This is a genomic window from Pseudomonas sp. Arb-4-2C (genome assembly GCF_055755015.1).
The window spans coordinates 4,647,202-4,673,639 of the sequence record NZ_CM146899.1 but is presented as its reverse complement, the minus strand read 5'-3'; the positions used below and the strand labels follow the sequence as shown (position 1 = coordinate 4,673,639).

Below are 26,438 nucleotides of genomic sequence, written 5' to 3'. Positions count from 1 at the left end.
GCGCAACATGAAAACTCAAAACAAATGGCGGTGTGGGTTGCTGGGTGTTGCGCTGGCCGGGGTGATCGGTCAGTGTTCGGCGTTTTCCTTCGGGGCTGAGGACGCGGTAGTCATTCCGCCGCCGACCCTCGACGAAACCTCTCAGGCGCACAGTGAAACCGCGGTGTTCGCCGGTGGTTGCTTCTGGGGCGTGCAAGGGGTTTTCCAACACGTAAAAGGTGTGCAGAAAGCCGTCTCCGGTTACGCCGGCGGGGCAGCGAACACGGCGCAATACGAGCGGGTCAGCGAAGGCGACACCGGGCATGCCGAGTCGGTGCAGGTGACCTTCGACCCGACGCAAGTCAGCTACGGCAGCCTGCTGCAGATCTACTTCTCGGTGGCCCACAACCCGACCGAACTCAACCGCCAAGGCCCCGACAGCGGCACGCAATACCGCTCGGCACTGTTCCCGGTCAACGCCGACCAGCAACGCGTGGCGCAGGCCTACATCACCCAGCTCGATGCGGCACATGCCTACAGCCAACCGATCGTCACGAAACTGGAAAGCTACAACGGCTTCTACCCGGCCGAGGACTACCACCAGGACTTCCTGACCGAGCATCCAACCTATCCGTATATCGTGATCAACGATATGCCGAAGGTCGCGCAGTTGAAGCAGTTGTTTGCGCAGCGTTATCAGGAGAAGCCGGTGTTGGTGAAAAGCGGGGGGTGATCCAGGCGCGTTACTTGAGCCTTGGTCGTTCCATGGCAATCACCGATGTTTCAAACCCCAAACTGGCAAAAAACGCCTCCGCGCCTTCGCGTCCGGCGCGCAGCACCCAGGTGATGTCGGGGTTGTCGCCCATGACCTGCTCGACCAGCGCGCGGCCGACGCCTGCGCGCCGATGCTGGTCGTCGACCACAACCATCGACAGATAGCCGTTGGACAAACCATCGGTGATGCCTCGGGCGAAGCCGATGATCTGCTTGCCGCTCAGCGCGACGGCAGTGCGTTGCGAGTTTTCGATGAGTTGGGCGAAGTGGTCGCTGGAGCCTGTTCGGTGGCCCCAGCCGTGTTGCCCAAGAAACTGCCGCACTGGCTCCACTTCTACGGGCAACAGATTACGTACGGTGATGTTGTTCATTGGCTGGCAGCGTCCTTGGTGGCAGTTATTCGAGCGTAGTTGATCGCGACCGGCGTCAGGACCGGCCCCACGTCTGCATCGCAAACTCGACGAAGCGCCGCAGCTTTGGCAAGCGATAACGATCCGGGGCGTACAGCAGATGCAACGGGCGACTCGGGGGCTGGTAATCGGGGATCACTGTCACCAGTTTGCCATCGCGCAGATCCTGTTCCACCAGCGCATCGGGCAGCATCACGATGCCCATGCCGGTGCGTGCTGCCTGATGCAGGCCGGCGGAGGTGTTCATCAGCATCGGCCCGCTGACATCCACCAGTATCTCGCCGTCGGGGCCGCTGAGGCGCCAGCGTTTTTCCACCGATTGCCAGTCGTCGCCGGCGGGGTAGGCGAACGACAGGCAATCGTGTTGTTGCAGGTCTTGCGGGGTGATCGGCATGCCGCGTCGGGCGACGTAGGCCGGGGAGGCGCACACGGTCAGGGTGTAGTCGATCAGCGGCCGGGCGATCAGGTTCGACTGCTCGAAATGCCCTAGCCGAAACGCCACGTCGAGACCACTTTCCAGCAGATCCGGGCGGCGGTTGGTCAGCACCACATCCATTTTCACCTGCGGGTATTGCAGGGAAAACTCGCTGAGCGCCGGTGCCAGACGTTCGACACCAAAGGTCAGCGGCGCGGTGATGCGCAGCAGCCCGCGAGGCTCGTCGAGGGCCTGTTCGGCCAAGCGCTCGGAGTCGGCCACGAGTCCCAATACATCCAGGCAACGCTGGTAGTAAACGCTACCGAATTCGGTCAACCGCTGCCGGCGGGTGGTGCGCTGCAGCAGCTGTACGCCGAGCCGTTGCTCCAATGCGCGCAGGTGATTGCCGACCATGGTCGTGGACATTTCGCACTGCAGCGCGGCCGCCGTCATGCTTCCGGTTTCCACCACCTTCACGTACACGCTCATCGCCTGCAACAGGTCCATTATCAAGCTCTGCTTTTAAATGATTGAAGTTCTGCCGAGTTTATCCAGTTCTGGTGGCTAACCATACTGCAAACACACCGACCTTCACTGGAGTTTGAAGTCATGACCGCCGCCCTGATGAACACCTACCAACCGTTGGCCCTGAGCTTCACCAGAGGCCTGGGTACGCGCCTGTGGGATCAGGCCGGTCGCGAGTACCTGGATGCCGTCGCTGGAGTGGCGGTGACCAATGTCGGCCATTCGCATCCGCGCATTGTCGCGGCCATCAGCGAGCAGGCCGGAATGCTGCTGCACACCTCCAATCTGTACAGCATCGACTGGCAGCAACAGCTGGCGCAGAAACTCACGCAGCTGTCGGGAATGGATCGTGCTTTTTTCAACAACTCCGGTGCCGAAGCCAATGAAACCGCATTGAAGCTGGCGCGTTTGTACGGCTGGAGCAAAGGCATCGAACAGCCGCTGGTGGTGGTCATGGCCAACGCGTTTCATGGCCGCACGCTGGGGACGTTGTCAGCCAGTGATGGCCCGGCGGTGCGGTTGGGTTTCAATGATCTGCCGGGGGATTTCGTCAAGGTGCCCTTCGGTGATCTGGCGGCGCTGGATCAGGTGCAGCAAAAGCATGGCGAGCGGATCGTGGCGATTCTGGTCGAGCCGATTCAAGGCGAAAGCGGCGTGCAACTGGCGCCGCCCGGCTACCTGAAAGCCCTGCGCGAACTGTGTAATCGGCACGCCTGGCTGCTGATGCTCGACGAAATCCAGACCGGCATTGGCCGCACCGGCCAGTGGTTCGCGTTCCAGCATGAAGGCATCGTTCCGGACGTCATGACCCTGGCCAAAGGCCTCGGCAACGGCGTGCCGATTGGCGCTTGCCTGGCGCGGGGGCGGGCGGCGAATCTGTTTACCCCCGGCAGTCATGGCAGTACGTTCGGCGGCAATCCGCTGGCCTGCCGAGTCGGCTGCACGGTGCTGGAAATCATCGAGGAACAGGGGTTGCTGGAGAACGTCCGGGTGCAGGGCGAACGCCTACTGACCCGCCTGCACGCCGAGCTGGCGGACAATCCTGACGTGTTGGCAATTCGTGGGCAGGGCTTGATGATCGGCATCGAGTTGAAGCAACCGATCCGCGATCTGACGTTGATTGCAGCGCGGGATCATGGGTTGCTGATCAATGTGACGCGCGGCAAGACGATACGGCTGCTGCCGCCGCTGACGATTGATGAGCGGGAGGTGGAGATGATTGTCAGAGGTGTGGCTCGCGCCTTGGCCGCGCACTGACAAGCAACCGATACGCCCTTGTGGGAGCGGGCTTGCTCGCGAATGCGATTGATCATTCAACAACCATGTCGACTGACCAGACGCTTTCGCGAGCAAGCCCGCTCCCACACTCAAAAAGGCGTCGTGTCAGTCCGGATAATCCGCCAACTGCGGCGCCAGCATCCGCGTCTTCACCGCCCCGTTCGAATTGTGCTGAATGATCTCGCTCGGCTGTCCTTGCGTATTGAAAAACACCTGCCCGATCCCCGCTGAATTCCACAACCGCTCACCGGCTTCGGCATGCTCCGGGGTGTACGGCACGATGCGCATGCGCCGGCGTTTGGTAAACCAGTTCAACGGCGAGCGCGGCGAGTAGAGCCAGCGGTTAAGGCGGTCGAACCATTCCAGCAGGGTTTTCGGAAACTCGTTCTTGATCCCGCTGCTGGTGATCTGCCAGATCCGTGGCCCCGCCTTGCGGTGTCGGATCAGCACTTCGTAGACGAAGGAATAATGCACATCGCCGGACAGCACCACGTAGTTTCCGGGTGTGCGGGTGTGTCGGAAGATGTTCAGGATCACCTGCGCTGCGCCACGGTGGGCCATCCAGTTTTCGGCGTTGACCAGCAGCGGATAACCGCACCAGCTGAAAATTTTCTGCACGGTTTCGATCAGCTTCACGCCGAAGATCGGCGCCGGTGAAACGATGATCGCCGAGGGGTGATCGAGCAGTTCCTGCTGCAGTTCGCTCAACGCCTCCCAATCCAGAAGCCCTGACGGTTGCTTGAGCGCCATCTCGCTGCGCCAGCGCCGAGTGCGGGTGTCGAGCACCACCAGCGCGGGGCTGCTCGGCAACACGAAATGCCAGTTTTGAAAGCGCAGCAAGTCATCGATCAGCGCGTCCTGCACCGGGCTGTCGAGATAGCGATCATCACCGCTGGCGCTCAGGCGTCGGGTGTCCTCCAGCGGATCCTTGAACGCATCCGGATTGTTGCCCCAGCCCTGGCACAGCATGTAGGCGATCAAGGCATTGCCGATGATGCGTTTGGAGAACGGATGGCCGTAGGCCGTTTCCTCCCATTGCGCGGACAGATTCCAGTCATCAGTGATGTCGTGGTCGTCGAAAATCATCAGGCTCGGCAGGTGCGCCAACGCCCGGGCGACATTGCCCAAACCGGCCTTGAAACCATCGATGCGGGTTTGTTCGAGGGTGTAGCGCTTCAAGCGTTCAGGCGTCAGCGATGGCACTGTCGGACTGATCAACGTCCACGCAACCGGCGACCACACCAACAAGTACATCGCCATGACTTCGGCGAAGGTCACCAGGTGATTGTCGGCGCTGCTGCTGGTGAAAATCGGCTTGCGCGCGCCGCCGAAAAATCGCTCACGCAATGTCTCGTTGCTCTCAAGCGCCGGTAACAAATCTGCACGGTGGTAGTAACTGGCCGGGTGTTCATAGAGCTTGGCGCTGTCGCTGACCACGGCTCCGTCGAGGTGTTCGTCGAACAGGGCGAGGCGTTCGATCAAACTATGAATGGCTCGCAGCATCGGCCCGGCGACGTCATCAGCGTAGATCTGATCGCCGCTCATCATCAGCAGGGCGGCGCGTTGTTGCGGATCGGTCTCTGCCGCCAGCAACTGATCGACACAGAGCAGACCGTCTGCCGCCGGGTGATGAGGTTTACGGCAGGAGCCGTGCAGCAACTGATCGATGCGCGAGCGCACGACAAGATTCGGACAGTGGGCGTTGCCATACAGCAAATGCGGCGCCCAGTTGGCGATGGGCGTCTGGCCATCGATCAGCAGGTCATAGTCGATGCGCGTGTCGAAGGGGAGGGCGCTGTCGAGGGCAACGTCGATCAGATGGATAAATGCTTGGCTGCCTACAGGGATGACTGTGCATTTCCCGGCATCGAGAGGAATGTCTCCTACACCTTGCAGGTGCAGGGTCAGCGCCAGTTCGCGGGTACCGACCAGCCACAGCACCAGCCGCGTCGGTTCCAGTCGTCGCAATAGCGGGCCGGCCAAAACGGGAGGCAGCGGGTTAAGGTCAGCAGGTATCGGGGACATTCGGGGGCGAAGCTCAAGGCGCACAAGCCGGCGATGATAGCGCAGCCGGCGCCTTGAACCCTTAAACGAGGCTTAAGACTCGATCTTCTTCATTTTCAGATCGAGCAGTCGCCATGCGGCCTTGTCAGTATCGTTACCGTCCATTTGTTGAACTGAGCAGTCGAAACCGTAGCTGACATCGTCGCCCAACATGTTGCGAGCGCTGACGGTGCTGCTGATGGTATAGGTCTGATCCTTGAAGCGTTGGCTGCTCGCGCTCTTGGCATTGGCAATCGCTGTCGACGCTGAAAAGCGCATGGCACTCTTGATGAAGGGTTCGCACATCATGAACGCCATCATGGATTTGTCCGCGTTCGGATGAGTGCCGGCCAATCGGCGCGAAACGGTAAAGTCGTTATGCGCGTTGTCCTTGAAGTCCTTCTCCAGCAGTGAGGCGGGCAGGCGCTTGCTGTAGTTCGGCAGAAGTGCGGACTCGGGCGGAGAAGGCTCGTTCTGTGGTTCGCTGGCGACATAGGTCGCAAGGTTGTCGGACTCGGCAGGGGTGGATGCGATCACAGGTGTAGGCTCCATTGCCGGTTCCTGCTCAGGCATGAGTGCCGCCGCCGCGCTCTGTGTCTCGCTGCTTTGTGTTTGCGCCGGCGCCGATGGAAACAACGACAGCGTGATCGACAGCACCACCATCGCCACAATAAAACCACCCGCCGCGCCAACGATGTTGCCGTAGAAAATATTCCAGCTACCGCGGTTCTTCACCACCCAGCGCCACATGAAACCCCAGGCTGCGACAAACGCCAGAAAACGCAGAAACTCCATTCGATCCTTTCCTTAAACCTGCAAAAACGCTCAAGGCAGCACGCTTCGAGCCCGCTGCAATAATGGGCAGCCAAGATAACAAAATAGAAGCGTCGCGCCTCTTGCTCATCGAGCCGATCAGCTACCGGTCAGTTCGAAGCGCAGATCCAGCAACTTCCAGTCGTCAAAACCTTCGTTCATGGTTGGCAAAGCCTGCAGGGTGCATTCGAAACGATAGGTCAGATAGTTTTTCGCAGCGTCCTGGATCTTCATCATACTTGTGCTGGTATAAATCTGATCTTTGTAACGCTGAGTCGAGAGAGCCTTGTCGTCGGCAAACAAGGCCAGTTCCGGCTGACGCAGAACGCTGCGTAAAAACGGCTCGCACATCTGGAACGCGATCAGCCTTTTGTTGGCGTCCGGCCCGCCAATGAGCCCTTTTCGCAACTGCGCATGAGCCAGAGTCTGTTGCGCAGTCATCCCTTGAACCGTCGCCAGTTCAGAACGGGTTGTCGGTATTTCATTGAGATAGTTTTCCACCAGGCCGGACTTGAGCGGTTCTGGCGTAGCAGCAGGCGCATCGGCGACATACTCGGGCAATGCTTCCCCGGACGACGTGTTGGCAGAACCCGCAGGGCCTGATTTTCCTTGCATGGTCAACTCCAGCAGGCGCCATTGGTCATCCTTGATCCCGTTGCCGGAGACGAACTGCACGGCGCAGTCATAGCCGAGACTGACCATCGTGCCTTCCATGTTTTCGCCACTAATCCTGCTCGTGACGAGGTAGGTTTGGGATTTGTAGCCGTCGAATCGAAAGTCTTCAGCCTCGTCGAAGGAGGCGGAGTCCGGAGTGCGTAGCGTGGATTTTGCCGCTGACCGACAGATCAGCCCCGCCAGACTTCCGTTGACCCCGTTGACCATATTTGCGCTGGCTCGCCATTGCGCGTATTGGCTTCTCCACTGTGGATCGAGACTGGCGGCAAGCAGCGGTGTAGAGAGCCGTGGATAGCGCGGGCTGTCGGTTGGCAGCAACGGCGACGTCGGAGCGGATGCGCGACTGACCGGCGTGCGTGGGACAAAGGATCTGAGCTGGCTTTCGTTGGCGATTTGCGGCTGAGTGCCGCTGGATGTCGCTGGGGTGGATTTTTCGGGCAGTAGTCCGTTGACGATAACGTACACCACGGCTGCCACGATAAACCCGGCAATCAGGCCGGCGAAGTGGCCAAAGAATACCGGCCAGGTTCCACGATTCTTGACGACCCAGACCCACATCCCTGCCCAGACCAGCAAAAACATCATGATCAACGATGTTTTCATCCCATCCACTTCCTTTCTTTAATTCGTGTCAGCTCTACTGAGTAGATCCGCCGTTGGGGGCGGCAAGATAGCAAAACAATCACACCCTCCGTTCACATGTTGGGGAAATAATTCACAGCAAGCACCAGCAGGGTCGCCATGCCGGCGGCAAAGCCACACACCGCGCCCAGCAACTGGCGTGCAATCGGATGTTCGGGTTGACGGCGATTGGCAATCCACAACCATACCCCCGCCAGAACGCCCGCGCTTGTGGTGAACACCACCAGACTGCGATCCAGGTTGGGTGTCGCCATCGATGTACCAATGACTGCGTCGTAAATCAGCGTGAACACAATGCCGGTTACCACGCTACTTCCGGCGCCAGCAAGGTTGCCGAGTAGCAAGTTCCACTCACCCCGTTGCTTCACCACCCACAACCAGGTTCCGGCCATCACTAGCAAGCACAACAAAGCATCCATTGGTTTATTCCCGAGTGCGCGATAACAGAGGCGGTTGACAGACCTCCAGCGAGAGTGGACGGCAAGATATCAAAATAGTAGCTTCGCGCCACTTTCTTCAACTGCGTAACGGACTACACATGCCTACCGTTTCTTCTGTCCCGCGCCTGCTCAGCGCTTTCCTCCTCTCTACCGTAATGACCCCGGCACTTGCCGGCTGGGATGAAACCCCGGAGGTCGCCTGGAAAGAATACCTCTCCGATTGTCAGAGTTTTCAGCAAGTGGTGAACAACGTTCAAAACGGGGTCATGACGACCAGGCAAGCGATGGACCGCGTCGACAGCTTGAATCGCACTGTTTACGTCCATCGCGATCACCTCGCCCAGGAAAGCCTTACCTCTCCCGAATATGCCCGTTGCGAAAACGTCATTGCTCAAGCGTTCGTGATCCGTAACAAGGAAGAGGAGGTCCTGGTCGCGGAGCTTCAACAGCAATACTTCAAGGCTCAGGCCGAGCACGAGAAGTCACCGGAATACAAGCGCGCCCTCGATCTAGGCTTCAGCGACGTCGGCGGAATTGGCAAGCTCAATGAACTCGCCGAGGAATCGGAAACGGATGGCGAAGCGTATCTGAAGACCTTGATGATCACGGTCGATTGGGGCTGCGGCCGACATTTCCGCGCCGTGCGATACGTCAAACCCTATGTGATCTACACCGCCCATCCCGATGAGGGCAGTTGCGCCGTCTATAAGGAAGTTGCGGTGCTGGGCGGAGAATTGGTGGAGAGGGGCGAAACCATCGATCGGGAGGCGATTTTTCAATACGTGGGATGGAAGAAGCTGGAAGGGCCGGGTGGGTTTCCCATCGACATTCGAGTGGTAAAAGTGCGGCAGTAATCCGAAGGGCTGTTTCTACAGATTGCGCGTCTGATTACAGAATGTCTTTCAAATAACCCTTGAGCGCGAGGAGCGGCTGATCGAGCTGCTCCAGCGACTGCGCCTGCCTGAAGTCGGCTGACAACTTGTGCAGTTCCCGCCCCAACGGTTTCTCGACACCGCCCAAGGCGTCCATCGCCAACCTCAGGCACTCGTTCATTTTGAACTGGATGCTCTCGACATCCCCGCGCCGCACCAGCAATTCGAACACGTCTTTCTGATAGTCACCCATGACCATGTCATCCCGCAGAATCGGGCTCAGGCCTTCTTCCTCGTAAGCGAGTTTGAGAGAGAAAAGGGCGACTGTTTCCAGTGACGTTTCCATGGGTGAACCTTTGTAGGAACTCGCCGGCGGCCAGCAGCACTTTCCGGCAGACGAAAAAAAAGGCCTTGCTAAGCAAGACCTTTCTTGATTTTGGTGCCCCGAGGGAGACTCGCTTCCTCCAGATAAATCAAGGTCTATAGCTTGATTGCAGCGTCTGGGATACACGTCGGGATACACAATAAAGTTTGCTAGTTAAGGCTCAGTCTAAAAGACCCTCATTCAGATATCGAGAATTTCCTGGGTACGAGGCGCAGTGGATACTCCTCGGCTGGACCTAGCGGTCTCAATTTTGCTCTGGGGAATTAAGAACTGTGGCGATCGCTGTCTCAAGGTCGTCAATCGACCATGGCTTCTCCAAATATAACGTCGAGGGAGGAACGACCACTGGCTCTAAGCCGTAACCAGATACCAAGATTGCGGGTACGTGGGACCACTGGTCGTGAACATCTCTAACGAAATCGGCCCCCGAAAGGCGACCGGGCAGGCCGTAATCTGTGATTATGAGCGGACACTGCTTTTCCGTTTGTTGCAGGTAGTTGAAAGCGTCATCAGCACTGGCAAATGAAATAGACGGGACGCCGAACTCCTCAAGCACCGTGCTCATAAGCACGCGCAAGGTGGGATCATCCTCAATGACGATCACATCTCCCTGTAGGCTTGCCAGCTCTTTCTTATTCACTCGGTGGATCCTGACCCGGGGCAAGACGAATAGCTGTTTGCTCTGCGGAAATATTCTGCATCCTCCTCCACAGCGCTTGCCAGCCCTTTTTCCTCAACTTCGGCTTTCTGAACATTAATTCTAGACGAGCCTCTTCGATTGCCAGACGACGGTGGCCGATAGCGCTGTAGGATCGTGCGAACACTATGCTGCCAAGGGACTGCATGTGCGAAGCACTGCTGAATGGGGTTGGCCCAGCCAAAAGACCGCCGGGGACCCTGAGGATATTTGAAGGGTACGGGGTCGGAAACCCGCGCGACTTTGGTAGCGGGAGGTGATCCAGCTTACTGAAATTCAATCGTTGAAATTGAAAGGATCTTGAAGAAAAAGAGGCATCGTTACCGGAACGGTAACGGTGATCTCTGAGCGGTCATTTCGTAGGGCAAATGCACAGGTGAACAGACAGTTCACCGAGTTCACCTGTTCACTAAGCTGGGAGTTCTCCCGCTAACAAGGTTCCGCGGGTTTCCGACCCCGTGTCTAAAGGAAAACCTCAGGGGCCCTGGCGCACGGAGGGGCACACCTGACGTTCGCTGGTGGGATTGATGCTTCCGGGGGGCGGGGGATACATCCCTCCAAATGTGGTGTAACTCATGTAACTGGTGTAACGAGTATTGTTAAGTGCTTGTATTTGTTGAGTATTTCGTAAGTTACACCGACTTCGTACACAGTCGTGAGGCGTGTAACTCTGCTATCTGGTGTAACACTTCTGATGCACGAGAAATGAATGAGAGAGGTCACGCCTATGATGCAGAAGGACAGAGTGCTCCCGCTCTCGGCCTGCTGCAATAAATGCGGTTAGCGGTCTTTAATCATCAGGCAGCAAGCTATGCGAGCGATTGGTCAACAGCAGCAACAGGCTGCTTTCGGCCGATTCTGTTGAAAAAGTCGGATTTTCAGCTCGCCAGAGCTCAGGCATGGCTACCACCGGAGAACCCACTCACCACATTGAGTGGTTTCTCGGCCCTTCGTTGATCTTTGCTGCTCTGTTAGTGGGTTGGTTTGAGGTTTTTTGCTTCGTGCAGGCGCACCTATCCCGTAGAAGGTGGCCCTTGAGATGCAAGTTTGGCCAGACGTCGCAGGTTCTGTACCGCGGCCGCCAGCGTGAACTCATCGGACGCGCCACTCATGCCACGTAGTCGCAAGCGATCCAGTTTCAGGATGCGTTTGAGGTGGGCAAACAACATTTCGACCTTCTTACGTTCGTGGCGAGAGCGCACGTACTCCGGCGTCGCTGCGATGCGTCGAGCCACATCACGAGCGGCTTCATGGACGCTGCGGACGATCTTGCGAATCGAAGTGTTCGGGCAGCACTTGGCTTTCATCGGACATGTCGCGCAGTCGGTCTGTCTGGATCGGAAGATGATGGTGTTGGCTTTTGTGACGTGCGAACGCTCGCTCTTGAAGGCTCGCCATTCACTGCGTAATACGTTGCCGGCTGGGCAGCGGTATTCCTCAGCCTCTTCATTCCAGTGGAAATCGTTACTCGAAAAGCTGTCGTTCTTGCGCTCGGTTTTGTCCCACACCGGCACATGCGGTTCGATGTCTTTTTCCTCCACCATCCAGGCCAGCATCGGCGCAGTACCGTAAGCGGTGTCGCCAATGAGGCGCTCTGGCTTGATGTCGAACTGCGCTTCGACCCGATCGATCATCGTCTTGGTGCTCTCGACTTCGGCGGTTCGATGAGCCGGTGTGGGTTCCACATCCATGATGACGCCGTGCTCGGTATCGATCAGATAATTCGTGGAGTAAGCGTAGAACGCTGGTCCGCCTGGAGCAGCTGTCCAGCGGGCTTGAGGATCCGTCAGCGACAGGCGCTTCGGTAGCGTTTCGGCCAAAGCCTCTTCATCGAGGCCTTCAAGGTACTCACGCACGGCGCGGGTGCTCAGGGCCGGATCGCTCCAGTTGACCTGTTCATCACCCGGTACGCCGCGCTGCCGACTCGCATCCGCTTTGATGATGCTGGCGTCCACGGCAAATCCTTCGCCTTTAACCAGGCCTGCGTCCATGCAGCGACGCAGCACTTCATTGAACAACCAGCGAAACAGATCACTGTCCCGAAAACGGCCGTGTCGATTTTTGGAAAAGGTCGAGTGGTTGGGGACTTCATCTTCAAGGCTCAACCGGCAGAACCAGCGATACGCCAGGTTCAAATGGGCCTCTTCGCACAACCGCCGTTCGGAGCGGATGCCATAGCAGTAGCCGACGATCAGCATGCGGATCATCAGTTCAGGATCAATCGACGGACGCCCAATCGGGCTATAGAAATCGGCGAGGTAATGGCGCAGGTCGCTCAGATCAAGACACCGATCAATGCTGCGCAGAAGGTGATTGGCTGGAATGTGATCTTCAAGGTTGAACGAGTAAAACAGCCGCTCCTGCCCACTCGATAACTGTCCCATCATGCTGCGTGCTTCCCTGCTGGCCAATGCAGAGATTTTGCCGCAGGCCAGACAGGGGAGCTACTTTTTCAACAGAATCGGCCAAAAGCAGACTTCGCAGAAGGATTGAAGTTGGATCGTAAGTCGCTCGCTTAGCAATCTTCATCCGTGTCACCTTGTGCATTGTTTTTTCTCGCCGTCGCGCTAATCTGAGTTCATCCAGATCCCAGCACATAAAGGATTTCATCCATAGGAGTAACAATGTCAAAACCTCGTGTCTTCATCGGCTCATCCGTTGAGGGACTCAGTGTCGCTTATCCGGTACAGCAGAACTTATTGCACGAAGCGGAAGTCACCATCTGGGATCAAGGCGTTTTTGAGTTGTCTCAAACTACGATGGAGAGTTTGACTAAGGTCCTCTCGGAAAGTGACTTCGCTATATTCGTATTTTCACCGGACGATTTGGTCCGGATCAGGAATTTAACTGCACCTGCAGTTAGGGATAATGTACTTTTTGAGTTCGGCCTTTTCATCGGAAAACTAGGACGAGAGCGAGTTTTTTTCATTCTGCCATCGGATGGTGATCTACATATCCCTACTGATCTTTTAGGAGTTACGCCTGGTAGATATGAGTCAACACGCGAAGATGGCAGCATGCAGGCGGCTACCGGTTCTGTGTGTTACCAAATCCGGCTCCAGATGAAGAAGCTCGGGATTGCTCCTGGTCGGATTATCGTAGAGGAAAGCACAGAAGGCGGCATAGTAGAGGAATTGGAAAGACGCGATTGGTTAATCGACTTTGTAGAAGAAAAGTATGACCAAGCCAAGGCTACGCTCCAGAGTGAAGTAGAGAGCATGTCGGGAGAAGCAGCGCTTACCAGAAAAGCTTGGATTCTTTACTGCGAGTTCAAGCTAAGTAACGATGACAACATCGATGCATTAACAAACTACGCCAACGAGCACTTTGAGTTTTCAGGTGTTCAATCCATTGTCGCAACATTCCTTCGCTGGGAAGGCAACGCCAGCAAAGCAATCGAACTCTTGTCTGCCGTCCAGGAAAAAAGGCCGAAGGATTCCGAAATTGCTATGGCGCTTGCGCTGTGTCATTCGGATGAAACTGACAGTGCTAATGCAATCGCTGAACTGCAGCGTATTGGACCGGATGATTTTCCAGAAGTAGCTATCCGTTTGGCTGAGACCCTTGAGCGAGAGGAAAAAACGAACGAAGCATTATCAGTTATTCTGCGTTGCTACGCGAAGCATCCAAGCCACAAGGGGCTTCGATTCAAGTACGCCCGCTTGGCTCAGGAGCTTGGCCAAGATCATATTGGGGCACACTTACTTGATCGCCTGACACATGAGGACCCCAGCTCAATTGAATATTGGGGATATCTTGGGAACTCCTGCCTCCAACTCGATCTATACGATAAAGCGCTATATTCCTATCGTAGAGCAGAAAAGCTAATGAATGCAGAGAGCTCTTCGCAGTGGATAATCGCTAACATAGGTAACTTACTGATTAATAAAGACCTACCAACTGAGGCGTGTGAATACTTGGAGCGTGCAGTCAAGTTTGAGCCTCACTCTGAGTACGGCCATGAAAGATTAGCTTCTGCTTTAAGAAAAAAGGCTTCCGAGGCCAAAGAGTTCAAGAAGAAATGCACCGAAGGACAACGCCAGGTGCGTGAAGCTATAAAAAAGGTTCTCAATCCTTCGACTATTGAATCCGATGCCCCGCGCGGCCTGCTGAGCAACTTGCTTCTGACTAGCTCACCCCCCTCAAAATGACTGCTCTGGGTCGATTGCTGCTCTCCCGATTAACCGAAATTGGCCGATTACCGTCGCCCACGAATGACTGCTTTCGACCATGTCCTTCTGGTAGCGGTACAACGTACCTGCGCGATGACCCAGGTATAATCACGGATTGGCTGTGGTTGCCGATTATAGAAATGGGTGATGCAGTGAGTGAAGTGAAAAATGAATAGTTATATGAATTTATTAAGGAATCTTATATGGAAGCTGCATTAATCGGGATGATTGGCGTGATCGTCGGGATATTTTTTAATGAGTTTATAAGAAGAAAAAATCGAATTGAAAGTTATGCCCAAAAGACGTTCGACAAGCGTCTCGAAATATTTGATGAGCTTTATCAGCGTGTTTCCGAGTGCGGATCCCTCGGTCAACGAGTAATCAGCGAAATTGAGTTGCCTTCAGAAGAGCGACATGAGTTGATAAGTGATGCGATTATAGAATTTGCAGGATGGTGCGACAACCATGGTCTATATTTGCCCGAAGAGGTAAGCCTTCATTGCATGACACTGCTGATGGGGGTAGAAGATATTCCGGACATTGAAGACGAAAATCAGAAGCTGGAACGAATTAAGAATTTCCAAACGCAATTGCGGTATGCGAAAGAAATGATAAGAAAAGAATCGGGCATAGAGGATATAAATAAAACATTCGCATCCATGACCAAAGCCAAATATAGCAGCCCAATAATCGAATACTATCGCGCACAAAAGAAAGCCATGCTTAAATCAAAAAAGCAAAAAAACATTAAGTAGTGAATTTGATTGTAAAAAATTAATCGCCGCACACTATTAGGAGTAAAATATGATTTACGTAGACTCATCGGGGCGGATTACAAAAGGCAATTCAGAGCTTGAGCGTATTCTCTTAGAAAAATCTGACTGCAAGCACATTGAGGATGCACTTCCCAAACTAAAGTACCATCCGGCGATAAAAGTCGGGAAGGAATTCGTGGCATTGCTGGAGCTTTTCATCCACGAAGATCCGGAAGAAAGTCTTTCGGCCATAGCATTTGTGACTCTAGGTGAGTTCTACGAAACATATTTCATCGAGACTCGCCATGCCGCACTACTTTTTTTAAAAGAGTTCACCCCAACTATCAAGTCCGTATGTGAACTAAGCAGTGGTGATGAGGAGTTAGAGGATTAATTCACTGTGGGGAGGTAGGTTATGAGAAAGTAGCCTGATCCTAAAAAAGTAAAGGCGCCTTCGGGCGCCTTGTTCTTACTTATCCTACATAGTTCTATATCAATGGGCTTCGTCGCTGCTGGGTATGAATCGCCCCGGGTTTCGTAGACACTTCTAAGCCTCAACATAGGCCTGCTAGGGCACCCTTTGCAACAACTGCTTTGACAGCTAGCGCTCACTTGCAAGCGTCCGCTTATGGCGATAGCTGCCGCTTGCGAACGACCGCTTCAGGCTGAGAGCCGCCATTGCTGTTTAGGGCAAAATTAGGGCTTATGGGAGGCCGCTTGAGCCCACTGTACGCCAACGGCGAAGCGCGAAAGCGCCGTTTTTGGTGGGCTCACGCGGCCTGAGAGGACTCAAGATCAAAACCCGATGAAGGCAAGTTAATTGAACTGCGCCGCGAGGATCATGAAAGTGAATGTTAAAGGCCCTGATTACGCAGATCCGTCATAATGTGTTCTGCTTCATCATTCAAAAGAACGCCGTGGATAATAATGCCTCGACGGAGACGATTGATACGATCGTTAGAAGCTTGAAGCGCTGCTTTGTAATATATTGAATGGATGGTCGGCTCGTTGATTGCTGAAGATTCCACAGTGTCGTAAAAATCTGTCAGTCGTTCCACTGCGTCTGAAGGATTTAATTCAGGGTTCTCATTCTCCAGAATATGATCTAGCTCAATTATCAAGCTGAGTAGGTCTGCCTTCTTCCAAGCGCGGCACTTATCGTTGAGCGCAAGTTCATCAATAAAATTTCTGACTCTCTCAAACCTCAGTTTAATCTCGTCTTCGATAAGAAAGTCGTCATTGTAGCGACTGAGAAGCTCTTCAAATGCATCGTCTCGATTGAAATAGCCCTCTATCATCGTTCCTATCATGGTTAGCGTAAATCTAAGATCCCCCATCCGTTTGAAGTCGAGCGCGTTGAAAATATTGTGCCCGACAAAAAAATCGGTGACTGCCAATTCTTCAGCAAATTTCTTTAGTTTTCCGCTGTAAATTGCGTTATTCACTTCTATATCGAGCAGTGAATACTTCGTTGCGTTTAGCCTTTTGAACGCTTCAACAATCTGGGCTTTACTAATATTGCCTAGGTCTCGGACTGATACATCGTATTGCAGGAAGTCTCTTTTTTGTGTTTCGTTAAGATCGGCGTAAGGAGGAACAGTAGTGAGGCGCAAGGATGAGTCGCCATCGAAATACTGAACCAATGTACTGATACGCTGTAGACCATCGACCAACAGCTGAGATCCTTCGCCGCTATCAAGATCCACATCACCATCTGCAAGGTAAATTTCAGGAAATGGAAAGCCGTTAAGAACGCTATCGATAAAGTGGTTTTTATCCTCTCTTGACCATACTAATCGGCGTTGAAACTCTGGTCGAGGAATTATTGTTTCGCTCTTGACAAGAGTAATTAGCTCTCTGACTTTCTTGTTCGTTGAAGAAGTTCTCATGCTAGCTCCAGGGATTTTTTACAGGCGTTGATTCCGCGCTCTTGGTATTTGGTAATAAATTCTACATTTCGATAAAGAGCGCCACTAATTTTTCTCCTCCCTAGAAGCCTGTCTCGTTTAAGGGATCGGACTTTATCATTCCAGCGATCAAAGTTTAGAAGCCTTATACCTTTGGGGAAATGGTCAGGCCTTAACCATCCATAGACCAAGTAGTCACCTAGTCTATTTATCTTTGCGGGAAATCTTGACTGTGTGTGAGCAAATGAGGTGAGTTCATGCCAAACGAGGTCGAATAATTCGGCAGATGCAAAGGCGATATCTATATCCGATTCAGCGTCAAAAGGCCTAAAGGCCGGCAGAATATTTCCTTCGCTTGTGGTTTTTGCGTGTAAGCCGAACCCAAGCTTCGCTGAACCTACAACAAAAATTTCGTCATCCTTTATCTGTACGCCAGTTGCTTCGGATATAGTTTTTTGGACGTGCTTGAGCTGTTCCTCAGTGAAGTGGGGGCAGTCTCTTATGAGAACTTTAGTCTGCACGAATTCACTTGCAGACGTATTGCGAATGAGTGTTTTGAATTCTGCCGCGTCCATGTGCTTTTTCATTTGAGATTGGAATATTGGGCGATGCCATTTTGACAACATAACAGTCGCCTTGTTGGGCTTCAAGCGGGCGTGATCAGTATCGTTGGGCAGATTGGCGCAAAATTGGTACAGAGTGAATCGGTCCTTCTTCCGTAGACGCTTTCAAAGGACCGCTATTGGCCGATTCTGTTGAAAAAGTAGCTCCCCTGTCTGGCCTGCGGCAAAATCTCTGCATTGGCCAGCAGGGAAGCACGCAGCATGATGGGACAGTTATCGAGTGGGCAGGAGCGGCTGTTTTACTCGTTCAACCTTGAAGATCACATTCCAGCCAATCACCTTCTGCGCAGCATTGATCGGTGTCTTGATCTGAGCGACCTGCGCCATTACCTCGCCGATTTCTATAGCCCGATTGGGCGTCCGTCGATTGATCCTGAACTGATGATCCGCATGCTGATCGTCGGCTACTGCTATGGCATCCGCTCCGAACGGCGGTTGTGCGAAGAGGCCCATTTGAACCTGGCGTATCGCTGGTTCTGCCGGTTGAGCCTTGAAGATGAAGTCCCCAACCACTCGACCTTTTCCAAAAATCGACACGGCCGTTTTCGGGACAGTGATCTGTTTCGCTGGTTGTTCAATGAAGTGCTGCGTCGCTGCATGGACGCAGGCCTGGTTAAAGGCGAAGGATTTGCCGTGGACGCCAGCATCATCAAAGCGGATGCGAGTCGGCAGCGCGGCGTACCGGGTGATGAACAGGTCAACTGGAGCGATCCGGCCCTGAGCACCCGCGCCGTGCGTGAGTACCTTGAAGGCCTCGATGAAGAGGCTTTGGCCGAAACGCTACCGAAGCGCCTGTCGCTGACGGATCCTCAAGCCCGCTGGACAGCTGCTCCAGGCGGACCAGCGTTCTACGCTTACTCCACGAATTATCTGATCGATACCGAGCACGGCGTCATCATGGATGTGGAACCCACACCGGCTCATCGAACCGCCGAAGTCGAGAGCACCAAGACGATGATCGATCGGGTCGAAGCGCAGTTCGACATCAAGCCAGAGCGCCTCATTGGCGACACCGCTTACGGTACTGCGCCGATGCTGGCCTGGATGGTGGAGGAAAAAGACATCGAACCGCATGTGCCGGTGTGGGACAAAACCGAGCGCAAGAACGACAGCTTTTCGAGTAACGATTTCCACTGGAATGAAGAGGCTGAGGAATACCGCTGCCCAGCCGGCAACGTATTACGCAGTGAATGGCGAGCCTTCAAGAGCGAGCGTTCGCACGTCACAAAAGCCAACACCATCATCTTCCGATCCAGACAGACCGACTGCGCGACATGTCCGATGAAAGCCAAGTGCTGCCCGAACACTTCGATTCGCAAGATCGTCCGCAGCGTCCATGAAGCCGCTCGTGATGTGGCTCGACGCATCGCAGCGACGCCGGAGTACGTGCGCTCTCGCCACGAACGTAAGAAGGTCGAAATGTTGTTTGCCCACCTCAAACGCATCCTGAAACTGGATCGCTTGCGACTACGTGGCATGAGTGGCGCGTCCGATGAGTTCACGCTGGCGGCCGCGGTACAGAACCTGCGACGTCTGGCCAAACTTGCATCTCAAGGGCCACCTTCTACGGGATAGGTGCGCCTGCACGAAGCAAAAAACCTCAAACCAACCCACTAACAGAGCAGCAAAGATCAACGAAGGGCCGAGAAACCACTCAATGTGGTGAGTGGGTTCTCCGGTGGTAGCCATGCCTGAGCTCTGGCGAGCTGAAAATCCGACTTTTTCAACAGAATCGGCCGAAAGCAGACTTCCGCGGGCGCCATATTGAGCCGAGAGCCGCCAGGGTTGAGATGGTTGGCGTATTAGGATGTTGGCTCGGTTTGGCTATATGCCATCACTCGACTAACTCAATGCAGCGGTTATCCTCTCTCATCGAGGTTATTACCCTGCAAATGGGCTGGCTCGGCGGCTCACCTCGCTGCTCACCGCAGTATTTCGCCAGCACCATGCTGTCTTTCAGGATGAAAAGGATTTCAGGAATCAAGGAATGAGTGGATACGTCCCCAACCCGCCGAAGGGTTACCGCAATAGCGGCACCGAGCCCGTCGATATACACGCCCAGCGCTGGGCTGAATACAAAGACCTCCCGACGAAGAACGAGACGAAACCTGCCAGCAAAGGCTGTGTATTCGCCAAGAGCTGCGATCTCGCGGACGGTGTGATCGATCACAAAAAGCCTGCCGGATTTATCCCCGTCGAGAGCCTGGCCAACTACGGAGAGTTCTCCCTCCTCGGCGGTCGCGAGACTGATGCCGCGGGAAATATCCCACTGAAAAAAATCACCGGGAATGCCTTACCCGCCACCCTAGGAACTCTCCTATTGGGTGGCGCGGGCGCTGCGGCTGCCTCTTGTGGCGGGCTGTGTACGGCTGGAGCTGCTGGAGGCGCAAGTGTTGCAATCGGCTCTGCTGCAACGGGGGCTGCTGGTGGTACCGGCGTTCTCACAGCCGGTGTGGCCGCTGGTACATTGGCGGGGATAGTCGCTCTACTGTGGCCGTCGAACCTTGGTGACAGCTCCCTCTACACGGAAGACCAACTTCAGTCGCTGGAGAAGGCCCGTACTCGCGTCCGCCTCCATGTTGAGGAGCAGGCTGACGGAACACTGAAGGGGTACGGGTACAACACCCAGAAGCGCAGTGACTGGGAAATGGTTCCTGTCGTGCAATTCGTCCAGCAGGGATCTCAGCAGGTTGCCGACTTCGGCGACGGCGTAACCCTCATCTGGACGCCGGCGGTTGATACCTCGAGCACCTCTGGAATCCCGCCATTAGAGGGCGCACCTCAAGCGCCGCAGATCTGGATTTACCCACCTACCGAACAGGCCGATAGCATCATCGTCAGCCCGATCTACCCCGACCAATACAAAGACTTCATTCTCGTATTCCCGGCTGATTCAGGTGTGCAGCCGCTGTACATTGTGATGAATGTGCGCCTCAACCCGGGCACCGTTACCGGGCAGGGAGCGGACGTGACAGGCATCTGGCTCGCCGGCGCTAGCGTCGGCCTGGGGTCGCCTGTGCCGACGCGAATCGCGGATCAGTTGAGGGGAAAGAGCTTCAGCAGCTTCGATGCTTTCAGAAAGGCATTCTGGATTGCGGTAGGGAACGATGCGGAGCTCGCCAGCCAATTCAACGACAGCAATAAAGCCCGAATGCTTGAAGGCATGGCGCCCCGAGCACGGGCAATCGATACCGTGGGTAAGCGCCGATCCTTTGAGCTTCACCACGGGATTCCAGTTTCCGAAGGTGGCGAGGTTTACGATGTCGACAACCTCAGCGCTATGACACCCAAACACCATATTGATACACATCGGAGCTCGAAATGATCGCACTCAAAAGCAGCCTTTCCGAATACTCAGAAAGCGAGTTTCTCGAACTGATCAAAGAAATCTGCAGCGCCGCTGGCACCGAAGACTATCAGGACGAGTTGCTGGAAAATTTCATTGAGGTAACTGGCAATCCTGCCGCCTCTGACTGGATTTATTATCCAGAAGACGGCGAGGACGATTCGCCGAAAGGCATTCTCGAAACCGTCAAAGCTTGGCGGGCATCACAAGGTTTGCGAGGCTTAAAAGAGTAAGGAAGGGGAAGGGTGCTATTGAAGGAAAGAATAACTAAAAAGGGCCCGGTTGGGCCCTTTTTCAGGTGACGCTGGTTTACTTTTTCAGCCAGCTCTCAACTTCATCGGCTCCGTGCTTGGTTTTCCATTCTTTCAGTGTCTTGTGATTGCCGCCTTTGGTTTCAACCACTTCACCAGTATGCGGGTTCTTGTAGACCTTTGTTTCACGGGGTTTACGCTTACCTGGTGCCGCCGCTGGAGTCGGACCGCGCTTCGTGCTCTGCGGATCCAGCAGGTTGATGATGTGCTTGAGGCTGAAGCCGTACTGGTCGAGCAACTCGTGCAGCTTGGTTTCGAACTCGATTTCTTTTTTCAAAGCGCCGTCGCTCTTCAGTGCTTCCAAAGCCTGAAGCTGTTCGGCGAGGTGTTTTTCAAGCTGACGGTATTCGGCGAGTTTAGACATGTGCATTCCTTGTGTTGTGTTTTAGCGATATCTATCTGAAGTGCATTACAGCACGGAGTTCAGCTTACTTTCGCCCCTTCAACTGGTCTTCGATGTAGCTCATTTCGTTCTTGATTAAGTTGACCGTCAGTGTTTGAACATTTGAGACCTTGCCGGTTTTGATGTCCACGATTTTCATCAGCCCATTCAGGTGGTTTTTGCGCGCCTTCAAGGTGTCGGTCCAGTTCGCACTGCTCAGAATTGGAGTGATCATGATCTTTGTCCTGATGTGGTTCTAAACAGCCCGCGTGAGCGGGCTGCTTCGGGTTCAAGCTGCCAGCAGATCCTCTGCGCTGATGGCGCCGGCTGCGTTTGCGAGGTCTGAACGGCGTAGAGTCGAATGAAATGGACCGAATCGAGGTACATCAAGGTCGGAAAAGCCGTACCCTGTGTTCCCCTTTGCGTAGTCCACCGCAAGGATTCGCGCGCCCAAGACTACTAAGTGTTCCGCAGCGGCATTCCACTGCTCTTCCAGTGTCAGCTCTACAGCGTTCAGGGCTGAACGTCTGGCTTCGTCTTCGCGCTGTTTAGCATTGGCGATTTGTGCTTCAAGGGAGTCGAGTTCAGCCTGTAAGGCTTCCATGATGAGTTCTTGCCGTCTGACGTGCTCATCAGTGGCAGCGAGTTGTTTGGCTGCTTTCTGCATTTCACTATTAGCGGATTTCTCTCCGTCGCTATCACCACTCGCCATGCTGCGTGCATACAGGCTTGCAGCATCTCGTTCTGCCTGCTGTGCTTTCTCCAGCGATTGCTGCGCATCCGATTGAATGGTCTGAAGGCGTTGGCTCAGATGCGATTGTGTCTGCTTCAGCGCGTCGACTTCGGCGGCCGCTTCGGACATGGTCTGGATCGACTTTGCTTTGATGTCGTCGACTTGTTCAATTCGCTCCAGGTAAGCCATCTTTTCTTCGATACGACTGATCGAGGATGGAATTGCTCTGAGTCGGCATTCGGCACTGGAATAACGATCCATTGCTGCACTTTTTTCAGGGCTTCCGATCATGTTGCCGATTGGACTGTAGTTGCTAGGCGCATTGCGCCACTCGGCTTCCAGCGTAGGAAGGCTGTTTTCAATGGCTTCTTTCTCGGCAATCAATTCGGCAAGTTGCTGTTTCAATTCATTCATTGTCATGTTCGTTGTCCTTGATGAGTTCAATTGGGTTGATTCGGCTGGCGAGGCCGGGAATGAGCCGGCGCTACCTCGATCAGCAGAGATGCCCTCAGGCAGCCCGAGCCTCGCCGTCATCCGTTCCCGGAATCGCCTTCACGATGTAGCAGCGTTGTTGGCCGAGGCCGGGCAAACGAACCAGACTCGATGCTTTGCCGTCACTGCTCGGTTCCAGCACACCGCGCTGCAGTAGCTCCTTGTTCACTGCCGTTAAGTTCATGCCTCGGAAGATCTCCGAGCGCCACGCCTCGGTCAGCACGTAATAGGTGTTGGTGGTGTGCATGGTGTCGCCCATGCCGTGCTCGAGTGTCTTGCGAAAGCCGAGGCGGTCGATGGTGCGCGGGCCGTGTTCGTCGATCTTCGCTGCCGCCGATTCCCAGCGGGTGAAGCGGCTTTCACCAAAGCGTTCGATGACCTGGCGTAGGCGGGTGAGAATCGCTTCGCCCTCGAAATTACCTGCACCACCGCGCTCGTTCAGCCATGCGTTCAGGCACACACGTGCGGCGGTGGTGGCCGTGCCATCCGGCCAGCCAGTGATGCCCATCGCGGTCGCAAGCTCGCCCGCTGCGGCAGCGAGGCCGAAGCGAGCGGCAGCACGGTGCGCCTGTCCGCTGGCAGAGGCGGGGAGCGACTTGGCTATAAATCCTTCCAGCGTGCGGCGCAGGATCGCAGCCCAGCCGTGGCGTTTGCCCGGCTCGCACAGGGCGGTGAGGAACGCGGTGATCGGTGTGCCGTAGTAGTTCGCCACCCGCGCTTTGAGTGCGTCGGACAGAGCGGCGGCGTCTTCGAAACCGTTGAGCGTGTCGAACATGCCAAGGCCTTTGCTGGCATCGGCCGGAACGGCGAGCATGCGCACCTCCATGCCCGCTTTCAGCTCCTTGTTGGCTTCGGCCATGTGCTGCGCCAAGGTCTTCTCGCCGGTGGAGAGAAACAGCAGGCGCCATTCCTGCACCTGCCGGCCTGCTTGGCCTCGATCATTGGCTCGTGCCTTGCCGGTGCCGTTGCCGAGCATGTATACCGTTTCGCCGATGATGCGGGCATCACACATGCCGATTTCATCGAGCACCAGAAGCCCGTCGGAATGCGCGGCAGCGATAGACTCGAGCGCGTTGTCGGTCGAGCGCCACGAACGCACCAGACGCGGTCCGCCATAGATCGAGGCGGCAACTTGCAGATGCGTGGTCTTGCCGCCGGAGCTGTCGCCGTACAGGTGAAAGCCGCCCGATTCGTGGCCGAGCATGTGCAGAAGGGGACCGGCGAAGGCCACGCCGACGACAAACGCCAAGCGATGGTTACCGATGCATAGCGCGCCGATCTGCTGTTGCCATTGTTCCAAAGTGCCTGCTTCGCTGATCGGAGGAAGCTGTGCACCAGCTTCGTAGAAATGCAGGTGCTCGCTATGCATACCGACCTGTTGCTCAGGCAAGAGAAACGCGCTGTCATGCCAGCCCAAACGGGTGACCAGACGCGCACGTTGTGCGCTGTCGAAGCCGCCCAGGTAACTCTGCAGATCGTTGCGAGCGTTGCGCCCTGAACGACTGCCGGCGAGACGCAACCCCATGTCCACCAACGGACCGAGAACGTCCTTTCCGAAGTCGCCGGTCATGGTGCGCGCCGGTATGTTCCAGCGCTTCTTGGTGCCGTCGGGATCGTCGAACTCGACCAGCAAGCCCCAGTTGTGCCCCTTCTCGTCGCGGGTACGCGCGAGGATTGCCAGCGGCGAACACACCGGGCGTGCTTCACCGTCATCGCCGGCATAAAACACACCTTCGGGCGTCAGGCGAAAGCCACCGGGCATCAAGTCGGTTTTCGATTTTGCCGGGCGCTTGGCTGTTGCTTTGGGTTTCGCTTCTGGCTCCGGTTCTGGCTTGGGTTCTACCGGGGTAACTAGCGTTTTTTCTTCGATCACACCGAACAGTTCGCCATTGCTCTCCAGCGCTGTGATGTGGCCGGCGGTCCAGCCTTTGGCGAGCGCATCGGCGGCATCGTCGCCGTCATCCCATTGACCACCTTTGGCGAACGCGGCGTGGTCGTTCTTCAACGTAGGCTTACGTTTGAATACCTCCAGCGCGATGACTCGGACCGAGGCGGCGCCGATTTCACGCAGCTTCTCGGCGACGGTGTCCATGCAGGTTTTACCACTGTCGTCGTTGTCCGGCCATAACACCACGTCGCGTCCCTTGAGCGGCGTCAGGTCGGCTTTGTGCCAGGAGTTGGAGCCGTTCGGCCAGCAGGTGGCCACGTAGGTCGGCAACAGCTCGGCGGCGGCATCGGCCGCTTTCTCGCCTTCGCACAGAACCACTGGTGCGTCAGCACTCTGGGCCAGTTCATCAAGGCGTAGGAGTGGACGCGGATCCGGCAGACCCTGCCAGCGCCATTGTGTGGTTTGACTATCGGAGCGCTGACACCATGTCAGAGGCGCAAAGACCTTCTTCGGCTTGCCGTCTTCATCGGGGCCAAGGTCGAAGCGATACAGCGCCATGAGCGGCTGACCCTGCGCATCGCGATAGATCCAGACCTTGGACGGCACACCATGATCACGGTGCTTGGCCGGGCACTTGTTCATGGCCTCGGTCGGGATCGGCTGGATGGTGTTCCATGTCGGCGCCTTGGGCTTGGTCGGTGCTGCCATTGTCTTGGCGGCGCCCGGCGCGACGTTTAGGAGGTCGGCCAGTTTGTTGCAAGCCTCGACGTCGGTGCCACCGTCCAAGTAGCGCACCAGATCGATCAGGTCGCCGCCTTTGTCGCCAGTGGCAAAATCCGCCCATGTACCCTTGCTCAAGTTGACCTTGAGCGAACCGGCGCGCTTGTCGCTGCGGGTCGGATTTGGAGCGGTGTATTCCTTGCCGCCATCCACGCGTTTTCCGTTGGGCAGCCAGTGCGACAAGACACGATCAATGTCTTTGAACGCGGCGGCTTTCACGTCGGCGAAGCTTGGACGTTTCGCGGTGCTGTTCGGGCGTTGGCTCATGTGTCAGCCCTCGGCAGAAACAACGCGTCGTTGATGTCGTCGATCAGCGCTTTCGCCATCTCGCCCAGGTACAGGGCGGGCCAACTGAAACGCTCGCCGTGGTCACTCATTGCAGCGTCGAAATTGAGCTGGTTTGCGTGATGCTGTAGCAACGACACCATCTCCAGTGCGTCTTCGACGGGTACCCCGGCATTCACCCGAAACAGCTTCAGGTCGGTGGCATTAACGCGAGAAAAGGTGGCGTGGCCCGGTGTGGTGGAAATGCTCATAGCGCACCGCCTTTCTGCACCGCAGGGGCCGAAGTGTTGTCACCGTGCATAGCCAGCGTTTTGATCAAACCGAGGGTGCCGCGTACGTCCCAGAGGACGGCGGCGATGACGTGATTGGCAAGGCGTGAGGATTCGTTTTCGAAGTGATCTTCCAGCAGCGTGAGTACCGAGTCAGCGCGGTCGATGGCGCAGGTGATGGCGTCGATAGGTACGCCGGCTTCGGCGGTCGGATTCACACAGAGCAGGTCTTCGGGCAGGGCAAAACTCAGGGCGTTATTCATTGGGCACCGCCTGCGGTTTCGAGCGCGCGGGCTTTGACCATGTGAGCGTTGTAGCGGGAGAGGCGTGTAGCGAGGCTGGAGTTGGCGTGTAAAGCGGCGAGAGCCATTGCACGGTGTGCAGCGGCGCGAACTTTGGACGGATTGAGGGCGTGCATTGGTGAAGCTCCTGTATGTGAGGAGCTGCCACTGATCGTCGCCAAACGATGTAAGGGTGGCAGCTGTGCGCGGGTTGGCGAACCGGGCATACAGGACCCCGGCAGACCCGAAGGTCTCCCACGCACAGC

The 26,438-nt window shown here is 55.6% G+C and carries 26 protein-coding genes; 9 read left to right on the top strand and 17 right to left on the bottom strand.

Going from position 1 to position 26,438, the window contains the following annotated elements; genetic code table 11:
* Positions 1–7: 7 nt before the first annotated feature.
* A complete protein-coding gene (gene msrA / locus AC0J41_RS21100) occupies positions 8–712 on the top strand; it encodes a peptide-methionine (S)-S-oxide reductase MsrA (RefSeq protein WP_473013526.1) in 705 nt (234 codons plus the stop codon).
* 10 nt (positions 713–722) lie between these two features.
* Here msrA and AC0J41_RS21095 read toward each other — a convergent pair whose 3' ends face one another.
* Positions 723–1,124 carry a GNAT family N-acetyltransferase gene (locus AC0J41_RS21095; RefSeq protein WP_473013525.1) on the bottom strand — a complete coding sequence of 134 codons (402 nt, stop codon included), beginning with the start codon at positions 1,122–1,124 and terminating at the stop codon, positions 723–725.
* A 55-nt stretch (positions 1,125–1,179) separates the two neighbouring features.
* On the bottom strand, positions 1,180–2,085 hold the full coding sequence (locus AC0J41_RS21090) for a LysR family transcriptional regulator (protein WP_473013524.1): 906 nt from the start codon (positions 2,083–2,085) through the stop codon (positions 1,180–1,182).
* A gap of 102 nt (positions 2,086–2,187) precedes the next feature.
* Here AC0J41_RS21090 and AC0J41_RS21085 point away from each other — a divergent pair, with 102 nt between their 5' ends.
* Entirely contained in the window at positions 2,188–3,360 is a 1,173-nt protein-coding gene (locus tag AC0J41_RS21085; protein ID WP_473013523.1) for an acetylornithine/succinylornithine family transaminase, read from the top strand.
* Positions 3,361–3,486: 126 nt separating this feature from the next.
* On the opposite strand, the gene AC0J41_RS21080 is transcribed toward AC0J41_RS21085, so the two are convergent.
* The 4 genes from AC0J41_RS21080 to AC0J41_RS21065 all read right to left on the bottom strand — a co-directional run bounded on the left by AC0J41_RS21080 (position 3,487) and on the right by AC0J41_RS21065 (position 7,973).
* Positions 3,487–5,406, bottom strand: a complete 1,920-nt coding sequence (locus AC0J41_RS21080; protein WP_473013522.1) for an alkaline phosphatase D family protein — start codon at positions 5,404–5,406, stop codon at positions 3,487–3,489.
* A gap of 72 nt (positions 5,407–5,478) precedes the next feature.
* A complete protein-coding gene (locus tag AC0J41_RS21075) occupies positions 5,479–6,219 on the bottom strand; it encodes a hypothetical protein (RefSeq protein WP_473013521.1) in 741 nt (246 codons plus the stop codon).
* Positions 6,220–6,336: 117 nt separating this feature from the next.
* Complete coding sequence (locus AC0J41_RS21070) at positions 6,337–7,515, bottom strand: hypothetical protein (protein ID WP_473013520.1); 1,179 nt, start codon at positions 7,513–7,515, stop codon at positions 6,337–6,339.
* Between the two features lie 92 nt (positions 7,516–7,607).
* Positions 7,608–7,973 (bottom strand): hypothetical protein, encoded by a 366-nt coding sequence (locus AC0J41_RS21065; RefSeq protein ID WP_473013519.1) that lies wholly within the window; start codon positions 7,971–7,973, stop codon positions 7,608–7,610.
* A 119-nt stretch (positions 7,974–8,092) separates the two neighbouring features.
* Here AC0J41_RS21065 and AC0J41_RS21060 point away from each other — a divergent pair, with 119 nt between their 5' ends.
* Complete coding sequence (locus AC0J41_RS21060) at positions 8,093–8,848, top strand: hypothetical protein (RefSeq protein ID WP_473013518.1); 756 nt, start codon at positions 8,093–8,095, stop codon at positions 8,846–8,848.
* A gap of 34 nt (positions 8,849–8,882) precedes the next feature.
* On the opposite strand, the gene AC0J41_RS21055 is transcribed toward AC0J41_RS21060, so the two are convergent.
* The 3 genes from AC0J41_RS21055 to AC0J41_RS21045 all read right to left on the bottom strand — a co-directional run bounded on the left by AC0J41_RS21055 (position 8,883) and on the right by AC0J41_RS21045 (position 12,335).
* Complete coding sequence (locus AC0J41_RS21055; protein ID WP_473013517.1) at positions 8,883–9,212, bottom strand: hypothetical protein; 330 nt, start codon at positions 9,210–9,212, stop codon at positions 8,883–8,885.
* A 283-nt stretch (positions 9,213–9,495) separates the two neighbouring features.
* The gene (locus AC0J41_RS21050; protein WP_473013516.1) at positions 9,496–9,891 is read right to left on the bottom strand and encodes a response regulator; all 396 of its coding nucleotides are present in this window, start codon (positions 9,889–9,891) and stop codon (positions 9,496–9,498) included.
* Between the two features lie 1,070 nt (positions 9,892–10,961).
* The gene (locus AC0J41_RS21045) at positions 10,962–12,335 is read right to left on the bottom strand and encodes a transposase (RefSeq protein ID WP_473013512.1); all 1,374 of its coding nucleotides are present in this window, start codon (positions 12,333–12,335) and stop codon (positions 10,962–10,964) included.
* A gap of 237 nt (positions 12,336–12,572) precedes the next feature.
* Between AC0J41_RS21045 and AC0J41_RS21040 the strand changes: the two genes are divergently transcribed.
* From AC0J41_RS21040 to AC0J41_RS21030, 3 genes are all read left to right on the top strand, one after another.
* Positions 12,573–14,099 carry a TIR domain-containing protein gene (locus AC0J41_RS21040; protein WP_473013515.1) on the top strand — a complete coding sequence of 509 codons (1,527 nt, stop codon included), beginning with the start codon at positions 12,573–12,575 and terminating at the stop codon, positions 14,097–14,099.
* Between the two features lie 224 nt (positions 14,100–14,323).
* On the top strand, positions 14,324–14,875 hold the full coding sequence (locus AC0J41_RS21035; RefSeq protein ID WP_473013514.1) for a hypothetical protein: 552 nt from the start codon (positions 14,324–14,326) through the stop codon (positions 14,873–14,875).
* Between the two features lie 49 nt (positions 14,876–14,924).
* Positions 14,925–15,269, top strand: coding sequence for a hypothetical protein (locus AC0J41_RS21030; protein WP_473013513.1), 345 nt, complete (start codon positions 14,925–14,927; stop codon positions 15,267–15,269).
* Between the two features lie 460 nt (positions 15,270–15,729).
* Here AC0J41_RS21030 and AC0J41_RS21025 read toward each other — a convergent pair whose 3' ends face one another.
* The gene (locus tag AC0J41_RS21025; protein WP_422495524.1) at positions 15,730–16,764 is read right to left on the bottom strand and encodes a DUF262 domain-containing protein; all 1,035 of its coding nucleotides are present in this window, start codon (positions 16,762–16,764) and stop codon (positions 15,730–15,732) included.
* A complete protein-coding gene (locus tag AC0J41_RS21020) occupies positions 16,761–17,357 on the bottom strand; it encodes a hypothetical protein (RefSeq protein WP_463548985.1) in 597 nt (198 codons plus the stop codon). The genes AC0J41_RS21025 and AC0J41_RS21020 overlap by 4 nt, the downstream gene beginning before the upstream one ends.
* A 249-nt stretch (positions 17,358–17,606) precedes the next feature.
* Between AC0J41_RS21020 and AC0J41_RS21015 the strand changes: the two genes are divergently transcribed.
* From AC0J41_RS21015 to AC0J41_RS21005, 3 genes are all read left to right on the top strand, one after another.
* On the top strand, positions 17,607–18,980 hold the full coding sequence (locus AC0J41_RS21015; protein WP_473013512.1) for a transposase: 1,374 nt from the start codon (positions 17,607–17,609) through the stop codon (positions 18,978–18,980).
* Positions 18,981–19,392: 412 nt separating this feature from the next.
* The gene (locus AC0J41_RS21010) at positions 19,393–20,730 is read left to right on the top strand and encodes an S-type pyocin domain-containing protein (RefSeq protein ID WP_473013511.1); all 1,338 of its coding nucleotides are present in this window, start codon (positions 19,393–19,395) and stop codon (positions 20,728–20,730) included.
* Positions 20,727–20,984, top strand: coding sequence for a bacteriocin immunity protein (locus AC0J41_RS21005; RefSeq protein WP_339449037.1), 258 nt, complete (start codon positions 20,727–20,729; stop codon positions 20,982–20,984). The genes AC0J41_RS21010 and AC0J41_RS21005 overlap by 4 nt, the downstream gene beginning before the upstream one ends.
* A gap of 76 nt (positions 20,985–21,060) precedes the next feature.
* Here the strand turns inward: AC0J41_RS21005 and AC0J41_RS21000 are convergent, their stop codons facing one another.
* The 6 genes from AC0J41_RS21000 to AC0J41_RS20975 all read right to left on the bottom strand — a co-directional run bounded on the left by AC0J41_RS21000 (position 21,061) and on the right by AC0J41_RS20975 (position 26,154).
* A complete protein-coding gene (locus AC0J41_RS21000; RefSeq protein ID WP_473013510.1) occupies positions 21,061–21,426 on the bottom strand; it encodes a histone-like nucleoid-structuring protein, MvaT/MvaU family in 366 nt (121 codons plus the stop codon).
* Positions 21,427–21,490: 64 nt separating this feature from the next.
* A complete protein-coding gene (locus tag AC0J41_RS20995; protein ID WP_473013509.1) occupies positions 21,491–21,679 on the bottom strand; it encodes a hypothetical protein in 189 nt (62 codons plus the stop codon).
* 54 nt (positions 21,680–21,733) lie between these two features.
* Positions 21,734–22,597: a hypothetical protein gene (locus AC0J41_RS20990; protein ID WP_473013508.1), complete on the bottom strand. Its 864-nt coding sequence runs from the start codon at positions 22,595–22,597 to the stop codon at positions 21,734–21,736.
* A gap of 88 nt (positions 22,598–22,685) precedes the next feature.
* On the bottom strand, positions 22,686–25,604 hold the full coding sequence (locus AC0J41_RS20985; protein ID WP_473013507.1) for a DUF927 domain-containing protein: 2,919 nt from the start codon (positions 25,602–25,604) through the stop codon (positions 22,686–22,688).
* A complete protein-coding gene (locus AC0J41_RS20980) occupies positions 25,601–25,873 on the bottom strand; it encodes a DUF3077 domain-containing protein (RefSeq protein ID WP_085655302.1) in 273 nt (90 codons plus the stop codon). The genes AC0J41_RS20985 and AC0J41_RS20980 overlap by 4 nt, the downstream gene beginning before the upstream one ends.
* Positions 25,870–26,154, bottom strand: a complete 285-nt coding sequence (locus tag AC0J41_RS20975; protein WP_085655303.1) for a hypothetical protein — start codon at positions 26,152–26,154, stop codon at positions 25,870–25,872. The genes AC0J41_RS20980 and AC0J41_RS20975 overlap by 4 nt, the downstream gene beginning before the upstream one ends.
* Positions 26,155–26,438: the final 284 nt, after the last annotated feature.

Excerpts from the sequence above, each read along its gene's own strand:
- msrA (WP_473013526.1), top strand. The coding sequence starts at position 8 with ATGAAAACTCAAAACAAATGGCGGTGTGGGTTGCTGGGTGTTGCGCTG.
- AC0J41_RS21095 (WP_473013525.1), bottom strand. The coding sequence starts at position 1,124 with ATGAACAACATCACCGTACGTAATCTGTTGCCCGTAGAAGTGGAGCCA.
- AC0J41_RS21090 (WP_473013524.1), bottom strand. The coding sequence starts at position 2,085 with ATGGACCTGTTGCAGGCGATGAGCGTGTACGTGAAGGTGGTGGAAACC.
- AC0J41_RS21085 (WP_473013523.1), top strand. The coding sequence starts at position 2,188 with ATGACCGCCGCCCTGATGAACACCTACCAACCGTTGGCCCTGAGCTTC.
- AC0J41_RS21080 (WP_473013522.1), bottom strand. The coding sequence starts at position 5,406 with ATGTCCCCGATACCTGCTGACCTTAACCCGCTGCCTCCCGTTTTGGCC.
- AC0J41_RS21075 (WP_473013521.1), bottom strand. The coding sequence starts at position 6,219 with ATGGAGTTTCTGCGTTTTCTGGCGTTTGTCGCAGCCTGGGGTTTCATG.
- AC0J41_RS21070 (WP_473013520.1), bottom strand. The coding sequence starts at position 7,515 with ATGAAAACATCGTTGATCATGATGTTTTTGCTGGTCTGGGCAGGGATG.
- AC0J41_RS21065 (WP_473013519.1), bottom strand. The coding sequence starts at position 7,973 with ATGGATGCTTTGTTGTGCTTGCTAGTGATGGCCGGAACCTGGTTGTGG.
- AC0J41_RS21060 (WP_473013518.1), top strand. The coding sequence starts at position 8,093 with ATGCCTACCGTTTCTTCTGTCCCGCGCCTGCTCAGCGCTTTCCTCCTC.
- AC0J41_RS21055 (WP_473013517.1), bottom strand. The coding sequence starts at position 9,212 with ATGGAAACGTCACTGGAAACAGTCGCCCTTTTCTCTCTCAAACTCGCT.
- AC0J41_RS21045 (WP_473013512.1), bottom strand. The coding sequence starts at position 12,335 with ATGATGGGACAGTTATCGAGTGGGCAGGAGCGGCTGTTTTACTCGTTC.
- AC0J41_RS21040 (WP_473013515.1), top strand. The coding sequence starts at position 12,573 with ATGTCAAAACCTCGTGTCTTCATCGGCTCATCCGTTGAGGGACTCAGT.
- AC0J41_RS21035 (WP_473013514.1), top strand. The coding sequence starts at position 14,324 with ATGGAAGCTGCATTAATCGGGATGATTGGCGTGATCGTCGGGATATTT.
- AC0J41_RS21030 (WP_473013513.1), top strand. The coding sequence starts at position 14,925 with ATGATTTACGTAGACTCATCGGGGCGGATTACAAAAGGCAATTCAGAG.
- AC0J41_RS21025 (WP_422495524.1), bottom strand. The coding sequence starts at position 16,764 with ATGAGAACTTCTTCAACGAACAAGAAAGTCAGAGAGCTAATTACTCTT.
- AC0J41_RS21020 (WP_463548985.1), bottom strand. The coding sequence starts at position 17,357 with ATGGACGCGGCAGAATTCAAAACACTCATTCGCAATACGTCTGCAAGT.
- AC0J41_RS21015 (WP_473013512.1), top strand. The coding sequence starts at position 17,607 with ATGATGGGACAGTTATCGAGTGGGCAGGAGCGGCTGTTTTACTCGTTC.
- AC0J41_RS21010 (WP_473013511.1), top strand. The coding sequence starts at position 19,393 with ATGAGTGGATACGTCCCCAACCCGCCGAAGGGTTACCGCAATAGCGGC.
- AC0J41_RS21005 (WP_339449037.1), top strand. The coding sequence starts at position 20,727 with ATGATCGCACTCAAAAGCAGCCTTTCCGAATACTCAGAAAGCGAGTTT.
- AC0J41_RS21000 (WP_473013510.1), bottom strand. The coding sequence starts at position 21,426 with ATGTCTAAACTCGCCGAATACCGTCAGCTTGAAAAACACCTCGCCGAA.
- AC0J41_RS20995 (WP_473013509.1), bottom strand. The coding sequence starts at position 21,679 with ATGATCACTCCAATTCTGAGCAGTGCGAACTGGACCGACACCTTGAAG.
- AC0J41_RS20990 (WP_473013508.1), bottom strand. The coding sequence starts at position 22,597 with ATGACAATGAATGAATTGAAACAGCAACTTGCCGAATTGATTGCCGAG.
- AC0J41_RS20985 (WP_473013507.1), bottom strand. The coding sequence starts at position 25,604 with ATGAGCCAACGCCCGAACAGCACCGCGAAACGTCCAAGCTTCGCCGAC.
- AC0J41_RS20980 (WP_085655302.1), bottom strand. The coding sequence starts at position 25,873 with ATGAGCATTTCCACCACACCGGGCCACGCCACCTTTTCTCGCGTTAAT.
- AC0J41_RS20975 (WP_085655303.1), bottom strand. The coding sequence starts at position 26,154 with ATGAATAACGCCCTGAGTTTTGCCCTGCCCGAAGACCTGCTCTGTGTG.